The 12,829-nt window shown below is 49.3% G+C and carries 7 protein-coding genes; 1 reads left to right on the top strand and 6 read right to left on the bottom strand.

Annotation, left to right across the window (positions count from 1 at the left end; all coding sequences use genetic code 11):
* The 6 genes from H8K32_RS10550 to H8K32_RS10525 all read right to left on the bottom strand — a co-directional run.
* On the bottom strand, window positions 1-862 hold an 862-nt coding region (locus H8K32_RS10550), incomplete at its 3' end, for a hypothetical protein (RefSeq protein ID WP_186912456.1).
* Window positions 863-876: 14 nt separating this feature from the next.
* A complete protein-coding gene (locus H8K32_RS10545) occupies window positions 877-1,875 on the bottom strand; it encodes a DUF2515 family protein (RefSeq protein ID WP_246447263.1) in 999 nt (332 codons plus the stop codon).
* Complete coding sequence (locus H8K32_RS10540) at window positions 1,865-2,071, bottom strand: hypothetical protein (protein ID WP_186912455.1); 207 nt, start codon at window positions 2,069-2,071, stop codon at window positions 1,865-1,867. The genes H8K32_RS10545 and H8K32_RS10540 overlap by 11 nt, the downstream gene beginning before the upstream one ends.
* A gap of 151 nt (window positions 2,072-2,222) precedes the next feature.
* A complete protein-coding gene (locus tag H8K32_RS10535) occupies window positions 2,223-3,530 on the bottom strand; it encodes a DUF2931 family protein (protein ID WP_186912454.1) in 1,308 nt (435 codons plus the stop codon).
* A complete protein-coding gene (locus tag H8K32_RS10530) occupies window positions 3,517-4,827 on the bottom strand; it encodes a phospholipase effector Tle1 domain-containing protein (protein WP_186912453.1) in 1,311 nt (436 codons plus the stop codon). Before H8K32_RS10530 ends, H8K32_RS10535 begins: the two co-directional genes overlap by 14 nt.
* A gap of 17 nt (window positions 4,828-4,844) precedes the next feature.
* A complete protein-coding gene (locus H8K32_RS10525) occupies window positions 4,845-7,625 on the bottom strand; it encodes a type VI secretion system Vgr family protein (RefSeq protein WP_222613080.1) in 2,781 nt (926 codons plus the stop codon).
* A 423-nt stretch (window positions 7,626-8,048) separates the two neighbouring features.
* Here H8K32_RS10525 and H8K32_RS10520 point away from each other — a divergent pair, with 423 nt between their 5' ends.
* A complete protein-coding gene (locus H8K32_RS10520; RefSeq protein ID WP_186912452.1) occupies window positions 8,049-12,806 on the top strand; it encodes an NAD-glutamate dehydrogenase in 4,758 nt (1,585 codons plus the stop codon).
* Window positions 12,807-12,829 lie beyond the last annotated feature (23 nt).

Below are 12,829 nucleotides of genomic sequence, written 5' to 3'. Positions count from 1 at the left end.
GCGGGTCTTGGTAGTCGGTGTCGATCTGGTAGCCTTTGGCGCGTGCTTCGGCTTCATCTTTAGCACGCCATTCATGGGCTTTTTTCATGCGATCGGGCCACAATGCTTTCCAGTTATCTCTATCCTCATATAAAAAATGACTACGTACCTCGTCTTCTTCGCTGTGTAATTCCATGGTCATAAAATACGCACCGGGTTGAAGTGGATTTAAGCGATCGTCATCTCTATACATGACTATTCTCATATAGACCCCATCGGCTTCTAAATTCCAACCTGCGCCATCTTCTAACGCCATCCACTCCTCAAATGTCGGTATATAACGTACATCTATGTTGATATTATGTAGCGAACTACGCCCCATAATTCGTGCAGCGTCTCGGTAATAGAATTGCCGCCAGCCTTTCTCGTGCAGCATTTTTAGGAGACTAATGACCTGTAGTCGTGCTTCATTGTGAGGAATTTGATTGCGCGGGGGAAGTCCAAAACTCAGATCAAAACTAAATATGCCCCACTTGTGAGTATCTGGCTCAAAAGTCGATCCCATGGCACCAAGTGCATTAGTGATAGTGAAAGTATGCATGCCGTGCTCGAAGGTGATCTGTCCAGGACCTGGGTTGTAGATAGTCCAATCGACATCATAAAAATTCATTCCTGCTGGTTGCTTATTTACCCGAACCGCTTTTTTTCCGATTCGCTGAACAAAATCGTCGCCAGATTCACCTAAACGAATGGATATTTTTTGTACCATGCTTGCCTTCTCCTTCTTTGATTCATTGGTAAGGTGTTCATATTGCTTTGTGCAGCCGTATATCGCCGCCATCAGCAATAAGCCAAGAAATATTTTTTTAAGTATGTATTGCATAAAAATAAGTGCGATTAGAGCGGCATTGTGGGAGTCACTATGTGGTCATCTGCATGATCAACCCATGACGCCATCGTCTTCAATTGACTTTCCATATGCGGCGATTGCCTTTGCATTAACTTATGAAATAATTGAGCAGCCTGTTCAATCCATCTCATTCGTTCATCAAATACTTCCAATTTAATGCCCTTCGGCGCCACCGATTCCAATTCTGGATCATCGGTATCACACGACGACGCAAACACCAGCTTGAGCGCAGGTGATGCCCAATTCACCCATGCTGAACGTTGTTGCTGTATCCACCATTTAAAATCCTCATCGTCGTAGATCAGCGGCTGCAAAATCTTACCTTGCTCGTGCTTGGCAATACTCAGCAGATGTTCCAATTGCGCCGCAGGGCGTCCTGGCATCAACGGTTCCATACTTTCAATTTTCTTGACCTTATCAAAACCATATTCCAGCAATTCATTCCACTTAAAATTATTCATTTTTTGTAGCGCCTCCTTCGCCCATGGCATGGCTTTGATGGAGTCCAAAATAGGCGGCACAAAATTATCTCCGCTACGTGTGGCCTTGCACATGTCGAAACTTTTAGAAGAAAGGCTATACGCCCAATGCCATGGGGCGATCTCATAAAACAACCACATATTTCCTTTACCTAATCCTTGTAAGACGGTGCCGATTGTTTTGACTCGTGGGTCTTCAATCGAACAAGCGACTGTCTTACTGGCGAATGCTGCTAATGCTGCCCAGTAGTAGCGTCCTTTTTTAGCCGGATTTCCATGTTCTTCGGTCTCTAAATAAAACCTCGCATAGGTGGCACTGATGCGTCGGGCACGGACGTTATATTGATACAGCAACATGTTAGTTTTGTTGAGCACAGGCGGTTTAGCAGACAAGCGTTTAAAGGAAAATTCTTGTGCTAAGGACCATACGTGCTGACAATCGCAATCTATCTTGACGCAACTGTTGGGCGTGTTATTGGTCATTCCTTGGGTTGTATTAACTGGCATTACTATCTCCCTTGTTGTCACCTGGATTGCTCGATCCTGGCCGTGTCATCGGCTCAGGTGAGTTAAGCGCATGCCACACTGGAGCGACATACAATGGCTGCGGTGATGAGGTATAAATACTTGGTGTCGCGCCGTCTGATGTTGTCTTACTTACGTGCTCACCGATGGAAGTTTTGGCGTGATAGCTTTGTCCCACAATTGGTGTGCCACAAGGCAAATGAAAGGCAAATAAAAGGCAAATTTTTCATCATATTCATCGACATGATGGCCTCAGAGAGAATGTACAAAGAGTCTCTGAGGTGAGCCATAAAACACAGGGATTATTCATGACAGCCGGGTGATCACAATCAAACGTCTGGTCCCGTTTGAAACAGTTTGATGATCTCGGGTTGGGGTGAAGGTTGCCCATTCCAGTGGGCACCGGGTTGGAGTGCAAAGCGCTGTACTTTTCCGACGGGAAGTGGAATGCGCTGATTGCCCTTGACCAAGGCGGCAGTGATTTGGTCAGGGTCGTCACCGACCGTGACCTCTACGGTGGACATATCTTCGTCCCCAGGGAAGTAATCATTGTCTTCGAGTTGTCGGCCTGGGTAGAGTTGATCAAAGGCGGCGCGTACGTCGCGTAAATCCGCCTCGCCGCCAGCACGTTGCCGCAAATGAAACTCTAGCCATAAATAATGGCGTTGTCCGGATTTGTCCTCAAACCAAAACTTGGCAGTTTCGGGAATCCCGCGCATGGTGGCCATTTGCTGGTACATTGCCATTTCCCATGCACCAACAGTTTCAAACTCGCCGCTTCCTTTATAACTATCTAATTCAATCAGCCGTGACACATTCCCCGCCAGTCGATGACGCCAGGGAAACTTGACACGGATATGGCGCATATACCACTGTGGATCAGCGACCCAGCCTGCCTTGATCTTTTCTATTGTTTCGGGTTTGAAGCGCCACGCTTTTAACTCTTTCCAACGATCTTCTTGGAGGGTAAATGTGCCACCGGGCAGCTTGGCGTTATAGCTCTTGACATCGATGTCACGAATAATCTGAGCGCGGTAGGTCTGCAATTCCACCTGATGGGTAAAGCTGCTGGCCCATAGCATAATAAAACCTTGCGGCGCAATTCCAAAACGTAATGCAGAAAAGCGGGGTACGACTTGTCCGTAGCGAGGGGAATTCTTACTGACCGTTTTAGGCTCTTTAAAAAATAATTCGTAAATACGATGTAACGGTAATTCCGCTTCCAGTCGATAAAAGCGGTCTTCCTGATAATCGTAATAGCTCAGGTGGATGGTTTTTGGCAGACGAGATCCTTTTGGATTGGTGCCGCCCATATCGCTACTACCAGCGCCCCATGTTGCACCAAACCCAGAAAAGAAACGAGCGACGGTATCACCTTGTGCGTCTTTAAGCCAATTGTCTGCCCATAGGGTTTCGAGGCTGGAGTTCGCACGAGGATCAATATCAATGCTGTATTTACAAAACGAGATATCCCATTTCATGAAGGCAGTTTCTGGCGTGATATGAGAGGGCATGAATAATCCTTTCAAAAAATCGGAGGCGGAGGTGGGGGGCGTGATCGTTACCCCTAAGCCGGAAAGCGCGGCGTTGGTCAGCCATGCACGGCGTTGTTGGTTGATGGGTTTAACCGGCTTCATGATGGCGCTTCCATATTGTTGAGTTTTGATAACGTGGTTCCATGCCAAATTTGTCGCTGGCAGAGAGATGAAGATAGGCGTGACGAAAGGCCTTTGCGGCCTCCGTACCTAATTGGGCATCCAGTTCCCAATTCATGCGCGTAGGTTTGCCGGGGATGAAGGCATTTTCTTGCACTTGGGCGCGCAATGCAGTTTGTATTGTGGCGATCTCGAGGGTTTGTGCGGTGACATCTAATTTATCATGGTAGATCGTCACTGTATGTTTTTCTGCCATATCCACCATCAGTGACAGCGCCACCTTATAATAGTCACCGGTGATCATGCGTTGATGAGAATACGGATGCAATCGAGTCGTTTGTTGATCAGATGGCAGGTACCAGCCCTGTTGATAGGCAAAGTCTTGCGGTCCTGGTCTCTCACCATGCTCACCCGATTGGCTTGGTGTCAGATGTCGCTGCTCCAGTTCGGGCTTACCGATATCGCAGACATAGCCACCACCCACATCGGAATGCGCACCAGGAATGCCAAACTCGAACCCCATCGGGAAGTAGTCATTACCAATGATGACATGGACCTGGCAAGCACTGGTAATGGTGGTGCCACTAAAGTTAGCGCGATATTCATCCAGCGCCACCAAATGAAATACATGTTTGGCAGCGTCTGGGGTAAAGCACAAGCCAAGATCGTTGACGTCATTGCCGTAGTACACGCCTTCGGAAGATACCGTCTCGAATAGCCCGACAAAGTTGACCAACACCTGCACAAACCGCCATTCATCAACAAAATGTTTATTAATTTCATCCGCATTGCGCAGTAAATGCATAAAATGTCGCGCCGTTGCTGCGCCACGACTAAAGCCAAAGATATTTAGCTCTAGTAGGCCGGGTGGCCCTTTTCTACCACGACTGTTGCTCACTTTATCTAGCAGCGGTGTAAAGGCCGATTGTGCGCGTGCCCGGATACCAGTCTTGCCCTCACCTAAAGCAAAGCCGGTGACATCATCCTTTTCAAATTTAGTCGTTCCCATGCCTTCGATATACACGCCAATGTCTGGACCATCGCCTTCTTTACCAATGGCTTTCCACATGCGTGCGACATTGGATAAGGCATTGTCGTAGCTGGTTTCTCCACCACCATATTGTTGACGGATTGCGTCATTCGCCTGTTCGACGTTGTAGTAATTATTGAGTGTCCCATCAAAATACACATTGGCTTGGACCTTATCGATGGTGACGATGTGCTGCGTATCGTCACCTGGTGTCGTTACGGTTTGATAGTTGTATAAGCCTTGCTCCATTGTTTTCCTCCTTTCATTTATTCAGTGTGTTGACGACTGTTGGGCGCGATATGTATGGGGGTCGATTGATTGCCGCTGCCGATGCGGGGGGTACGTCCTTGGGAATCGCTCATCACGTTGATGATGCGTCCATTATTGGCCTTCACTCGGCATGGAAATTTGGGCACGATGCGCCCTTGCTGATCACGCAGTACGAACATTTCGTTGTAGGGTGTGATGTCTGGTAGTGGATTCACACCGATACTCTTCGGTCCCATGTCACTGTGCGTCGCGGCATGAGTTTTGTATGCACCTGTCGTACCCTGCTCAATCCCTTCAGCATTCCATTTGGTGTAACTGCCGCCGCCATTAATGATGACGGCCTTTGTTGCGTTGATCCGTATCGACTCGGCGTTCTGATTGATGTTGAGTTTAGCGATGAAATTGATGCTGTTTTTTAAGGCCTGAATTTCAATGTCGGCATTGGCAGCAATCAATTTCATTCCCGCCTTGTGCGCAAACAAACGGATCGCTTCGCGCGCGCTGGCGAGCAGGCTCTTGCCACTCGATAAGCTGATGTGTTCTTCAGCGGTGATGGCGTGATGCTGACCGCTGTGGTGCTGGGTGTTGCCGGGCGTGGTGGTGGCGATGCCTGCCGGACTTGCGATAACGATATGCGGCTTGGCTAATTCTGGGAATTGGCCTTTGTCTGCGTGGTTGTTGTTTGTGCCCTTGATATCGCTATTTTGTCGTTTGATTTCTTTGGCAACGTCCGATTGGTCACTTGGCTCTTGCGCACCGGCCTGTTGTGCGGCCTCAGCTAAGGTGCTGTGTTGGCTGTGCGCTTGTTGCAGACGCTGGGCGGTTTCTTCTAAGCTCGTGATGTGGCCTTGTGCCTTGTCTCTGGCTTCGGTCGTGATGAGCAGACCGTCTTTGGCACGAATGGCGCCGTGGCCATCCGTTCTGAGTTCAAACCCTTGACCGCGTGGTTCTTGACGACCTTGCTTGTTTTCAACACGGGTGATGAAGCCCAGACTCAGTTGGCTGTGGTCATGGTCACTCTTGAGTTGTGCCTGAATTTGGTCTTGGGTATCGTCGAGAATGAGGTGGTTGCTGCGCCCTGTAGCGCTGTTGCCACCGCCTTGGTCAGTGAGTTCTCTGCTGCGTATGCCCATTAAGGCTTGTTGGCTCGGTAGCTGCCATGGCGGCATATTAAATTGATTGTGGACGCTGCCGCTGCAAATCGGTCTGTCAGGGTCGCCGCCGATGAAATCGATGATGACTTCTTGTCCTATTCTGGGAATAGCTTGTTGCCCCAGTTGATTGCCCGCCCATGGTAAAGCGACGCGAACCCAGCAACTGCTGTTGTGGTTGACTTCGCCATAGCGATCCCATGGGAACTGGACTTTGATACGCCCATATTGATCGGTATAGATATTGCTGGCGGCGGTATCACGGTCAGGGCCGGTCACCATGGCAACTTCGGGGCCGTAGCAACGGGGTTTGATTTGCGTGTGTTCTGGGCGTACGATTTCGTTGCTAGGTTGTACGGTGAAATCGGTTTGGACTTGCCATAAGCCGCGTTCTATTTGTCCGACTGATCGCGCAGTGATGAGATTGGGGAGCGCAGCAAGGTTGAGCTTTGCGGACGGGTTACGTTGCGTATCTTCGCTGACGTTTTCTATTAAAAAATGGGTATAGATAACGACATATTCTCTATTGGCCGAACCTTGAGGATGGTCGGTCAGGGTGAAGGAGACGCCAGGCACTACACCGCGCAGATAGGCACTCGCCTTGGCACGTTGTCCATGTTGGCGACGTTCTTCTATCCGCAGTCGGGTTAAGAATTTGCCTTGTTCGTCCGTTTTATTGGCCTGCGGGTCAGATCCGGCATTGGGTTGGCTATAACGATTGCCGCTCTGGGCATCGTGCCAACTATAGAGTTCTTGGTCGTTTTGTCCGGTTTTGCGAGGGTCACTACTTTTAGCGTCGAGGCTGGAGCGGCATCGGGTGTAGTCATAGTCACGACTGGCGACACTGCCCGAGGTAAGGCTGTGTTCAGGGCTAAAAGCGTGAATGTACTCGCGGTCGATTTTATGACCAGGTGGGTAATACGGAATCGTTGCGTAGGCTTCACTGGTGGTGCGGAATGCGCCATTGAAATCAGAGAGGATTAACCGATGCACACCGTTGCTGTGCTCGAAGTGGTAGTTGATGCCCCATTCCTGCATAAGGCGCGTCACAAACGCAAAATCGGTCTCGTTGTACTGGACGTAATAGTCTCGTGATGGATACTTCTCAATCAAACGCTTGTCGACGACAAACGCATAGTCGTTGAGTACTGCTAAAATCGTCTCAACGGGTGTTTGATTCTGAAAAACTTTACAATCGCTGGTCAGTGTGGCGAGATGTAACCACGGACGTAAGGTGAATTCGTAAAGTGCATGGCGGCTATCGACGCCGATGAAGCGTGCGGCGGTGACTAAAGCAGAGATTTCTCTGGTACCAGCACCGAGGTGACCAGCACTGCCACCGGGGAGGCCAGGGATAAAAGAGCCCTTGCCTTCAAGTTCGATGGTACAGGTGATTTCTTTACCAATGACGCTATCGAGGTCAAGATCAGCGCCAACGCCAGTACCCGAGCTAGCACCCACACCCACACCAACGCGATCCGATGTTTGCAACGTCAATCGGTAGTCGAATAACTGGTTGACGCCATCGGTGCCGGATAAGCGTAAAGGTGTTAACGACTTGCTGATACCAGACAAGGCGGCACCGCTGACGCTCAAGGCGCGTTGGTGGGTGAATAATCCGTTCACGATATGAGTCCTTTGGCGAGCTTCATTGCTGATGTTGAAATGCAAGGCGCTGAAAAGAACAAAAATCGTAGCGAAAGATAAAACTTTGCGGAAGGATTCTTACTTAAGGATGCTTCTATTACATCTTGCAACTTCTGGCGTTGCGGAGGCTAACGCGTTAGCAATCTAGTCTTAACCTAGGAAAGTCTAGCGGTATAGTATTGCCTGCAATGCAATAACGCGAATTCGGCCACATGGGGGCTTGTTTTAATGTATCCCAAGCCTGTCAATTAAAATTTTGTTATACGTCAATAAACTTATGAAATCCGTAACAAAATAACACAGACATTTGTCCGCCAACGGATATTGGAGGATACTTGTAAGCCTATGCTGCAATGATCTTGCTAAGCTTTTTCTCGTGTCTTCCCATCCATAGGAGAACGTATGACCACAACGCACTTCGCTGAGCTGCTCGCTTATGCGCAAGCCCACCCTGGCCCAGCTGCCGACCGTCAAGGTCCTTTCATCGCAGCTTACTTTGAAAACACCGATCCCGACGAAATTACCGCACGCGGTCCGGCGACCTTGTTTGCGCAGGCAAACGCGCACTGGCGTTTGCTCGATGCACCGCGTGCCGATCATACGCCGAAGATCCGGGTGTTTAATCCCACATTGGCCGAGGATGGTTTTGTCAGCGAACATACCGTTGTACAAATCGTCAATGACAATATGCCTTTCCTGGTGGATTCGGTCACGATGGCGATTAACCGAAGTGGTCGCACGGCGCACTGGATCGTCCATCCTTTGATGAGCGTCACGCGTAACGATAAAGATGGTATCGCCTCAGTCAGTACTGTCGCCGCAGCCAAAGCAGCAGGCAGAAATGATCCTGTAGAATCGTTGATCATGGTTGAATGTGATCGCATCGTCAGCGTGGCAGAACAGCAAGCCCTTGCCGAAGAATTAAAACACGTATTAGCAGATGTATTAAGTGCCGTGATTGACTGGCAGCCGATGTTGGATCGCGTGCATGCAGTGTGCAGTGCTTGCGAAAAACATGCGCCGTCGCAAAGTGGCAATGAAGGTGTGGCTTTCTTGCGCTGGTTGGAAGAACGTCATTTCACTTTCCTCGGTGCCCGTGACTACGATTTGAAACGCGATGGCGACAAAGTCAGTCTGGTTGCGATTCCTGAGTCTGGCCTCGGCATTTTGCGCGGCAAAGTCCAGACCTCACTCGCCTATTTGCCGCCAGAAGTATTGGCGATTATGGAATCTGACGAAACGGTATTGGTCACCAAGGCCATGACACGCTCCACCGTGCATCGCCCGGCCTGGCTGGATTATGTTGCGATAAAACGTTTCGATGATAACGGCAAGGTGATCGGCGAATCACGTTTTATGGGACTGTACACATCGTCTGCATACTCAGCTCCAGTGGATGAAATTCCTCAAGTGCGTCAACGCGTGGCAGCTGTGATGGCGAGTTCTGGCGTTGTGCCGCAAAGCCATGCTGCTAAAGCTTTACAAGCGATTCTGGATGACTATCCACGCGATGAATTATTCCAGATTGATACGCCGACGCTAGCTGATCATGCGATCGGTATTTTGCGTTTGCAAGAACGTCAACGCACACGTTTATTTTTACGCCGTGATCCGTTTGGTCGTTTTACTTCTGCCCAGGTATTTGTGCCACGCGATCGCTACAACACAGAATTGCGTGTCAAAGTTGGCAATGAACTGATGTTTGCACTCGATGGCGAATCGATAGAGTTCACGCCGATGCTGACAGATAGCCCGTTGGCACGTATTCATTATCAGGTTCGTGCAAAAAATCGTGCGCCAGTGAATGTGAATCTGGGTGCTTTAGAAGCACGTATCGCCAAGCTCGCACAACGTTGGGAAGATGATTGCACGACCGAATTGCTGCGCACCCACGGTGAAGGTCAAGGACTGGCGTTAGCAAATCGTTTTGCAAATGCATTCCCGACTGCTTACCGTGAAGATTTTTCCGCGCTGGTTGGGGCGGAAGATTCAGAAATGTTGGCAAGCTTAAATCCTGAGCAAGCGATGGTAGTCAAACTTTACCGTCCGTTGGATGCTGATGCTGGCATGCTCCGCTTTAAGATCTACAATACCACCAAAGTTGCGCTGTCAGATTCTTTGCCAGTGCTGGAGCACATGGGTGCGCGCGTGCTCGATGAGCATCCTTACCAGATCGTCAATGGCACAGACAATTTGTGGATCCATGATCTTGGATTGCAACTGCCCGCTGATACCGATTTGTCTGCGATTAAGGCACGCTTTGAAACCATGTTCTCGCAGATCTGGAAAGGTGAAGTCGAAAGTGATGATCTGAATCGTCTGGTGTTGAATACAGCGCTCGACGCACGTTCTATTGCGGTCCTGCGTGCTTGTTCTCGTTACTTCAAACAACTCGGTTTTGCCTATAGCCAAACCTATATTGAATCAGCATTGAATAAAAATGCTGACATTACGCAATTGATTGCAGAATTGTTTGGTGCACGCTTTAAACCTGACTATGCCGGTGACCGTGAAGCCGCGCAAAAACACATCAAAGAACTTCTTGAAGCGCATTTGGCCAACGTCGCCAGCCTCGATGAAGATCGTATCCTGCGTCAATTTTATGCCACTATCATGGCAACGCTGCGTACTAACCTGTGGCAAACCAACGCCGATGGTAGTTTCAAACCCTACATGAGTTTTAAACTCAATCCACGCGAAGTACCAGGCGTGCCAGAACCTAAGCCTTTGTTTGAAATCTGGGTCTACTCTCCGCGTGTTGAAGGTGTGCATTTACGCGGTGGCAAGGTTGCCCGCGGTGGCTTGCGCTGGTCTGATCGTCGTGAAGATTTCCGTACTGAAATTCTGGGTCTGGTTAAAGCACAACAAGTTAAAAATACAGTGATCGTACCGGTGGGTTCTAAAGGTGGTTTTGTACTGAAAAATGCACCACCGATGTCCGATCGTGAAGCCTATCAAGCTGAAGGCGTGGCTTGCTACAAAATTTTCTTGTCTGGCTTGTTAGACATCACTGATAACATCGTTAAAGGTGCGGTCGTACCTCCGGTCAAAGTTATTCGTCATGACGTCGATGATCCCTATCTGGTGGTCGCTGCGGATAAAGGTACGGCAACGTTTTCAGATATCGCTAACGGCGTCTCCGCTGATTATGGCTTCTGGCTTGGTGATGCATTTGCATCCGGTGGTTCGGTTGGCTATGACCATAAAAAAATGGGTATCACAGCCCGCGGTGCGTGGGAATCCGTTAAGCGTCATTTCCGTTCACTCGGCGTCAATACTCAGGATACCGCGTTCACGGTCGCTGGTATCGGGGATATGTCAGGTGACGTGTTTGGTAATGGTATGCTGTTATCTGAGCATATCAAACTGGTTGCTGCGTTTGATCACCGCCATATTTTTATTGATCCGACACCAGATGTTGCCGCGTCATTTGCTGAACGCCAACGCTTGTTTAATCTGCCGCGATCCAGCTGGGATGACTACGATAAAAAATTGATTTCTGCTGGCGGTGGTGTGTATCCACGCGGTGCTAAATCCATCAAACTCAGTGCTGAAGCCCGTGCTGTGTTAGGTATAGAAACCGAAGAATTAACACCAGTCGAATTACTACGTGTGATTCTGCAAGCACCTGTTGATTTGTTGTACAACGGCGGTATCGGTACTTATGTCAAAGCGACATTTGAAACCCATGCACAGGTGGGCGACAAGGCTGGTGATGCGTTCCGTGTCAATGGCAATGAGCTGCGTTGTAAAGTGCTGGCAGAAGGCGGCAACCTGGGTTGTACCCAAAATGGCCGTATCGAATTCGCACAAAAAGGTGGGCGTATCTACACCGATGCGATCGATAATTCTGCGGGTGTAGATTGCTCAGATCACGAAGTCAATATCAAAATTTTGTTGGGTGCGATTGTTGAAGCTGGCGATCTGACACTTAAACAACGTAATGATTTATTAGCCTCCATGACCGATGAAGTTGGTCACCTGGTGCTGACCGATAACTACTATCAATCACAAGCACTGGACATCGCCGCACATCGTCCGTTGTATGTGCTGGATGGTCAGCAACGTCTGATGCAGTCATTAGAAAAACAAGGTCGCTTAAATCGTGCGATTGAATACCTGCCAAGCGAAGATGAAATTTTGCATCGCAAAGCACGTAAGCAAGGCTTAACCGCACCAGAAGGCGCCGTCGTACTGGCTTACGCAAAAATGTCGGTCTTTGATGATCTGGTTGCCAGCAACTTGCCGGATGATCCTTTCTTCAGTCGTGCGCTCAAGGCTTATTTCCCGCAAGTCTTGTCGGAGCGTTTTGCCGATGCCATCGCGCAACATCCTTTGAAGCGTGAAATTATCGCTACTTACATCACCAACACAGTCGTCAATCGTGCTGGCGCAACCTTCGTGAACTTCATCGCTTCTGAAGCGGGTGCTACTGCCGCAGACGTGATTCGTGCGTTCACGCTGGCACGAGAGATTTTTGATCTGGAAGTTTTATGGGATCAGATCGACGTGCTTGATTACAAAGTAGCGTCTAATTTGCAACTCGATTTGTTATCTAAACTGATCGCGATTACTCAACGTGCATCACGCTGGATTTTGCGCATCCGTTCACAAAGCACGGATATGCCAACCTTGATTCAACGCTATCAACCAGCAGCACGTGAATTGCGTTGGCAGTTGGATGATTGGTTGCCAGCCAATGCGCACGCCGCATGGCAGCATGAAGCCGATGTGCTGGTAAAAGCCGGTGTTGAACCAACCTTGGCACAAAACCTGAGTGCGCTGGAATATATTTTCCCGGCACTCGATCTGGTCGATCTGGCAGCGAGCACCAATGCAAATCTGGAACAAGTTGCCCGCGCTTACTTTGGTGTGGATGACCAACTTGGATTAAGCGGCTGGCGCGCACAAATCAATCGCTTACCAACAGAAACCTTGTGGCAAACACAGGCTCGCGGTAGTGCGCGTGATGATGTGTACTCAATCGCGAGTCAGATCACTCGTGGCTTGCTTACCCGTCAGGAAGACCTGCCAACCTGGCATGCACGCAATGCAGCTCCAATTGATCGCTTGACCAGCTTGCTCAGTTTGATCAGTGCTCAAGCAGCTGATTTGGCACCAGTGTCTGTTGCCTTGCGTGAGTTGCGACATCTGGCGTAAAGCGTATTACGTCTTTTACCTGT

Origin of the sequence: Cognatundibacterium jejuense, assembly GCF_014284255.1 — a bacterium.
GTDB lineage: Bacteria > Pseudomonadota > Gammaproteobacteria > Burkholderiales > Burkholderiaceae_D > Undibacterium > Undibacterium jejuense.
The sequence above is the reverse complement of the archived record's forward strand: the minus strand, read 5'-3'. Positions and strand labels throughout refer to the sequence as shown.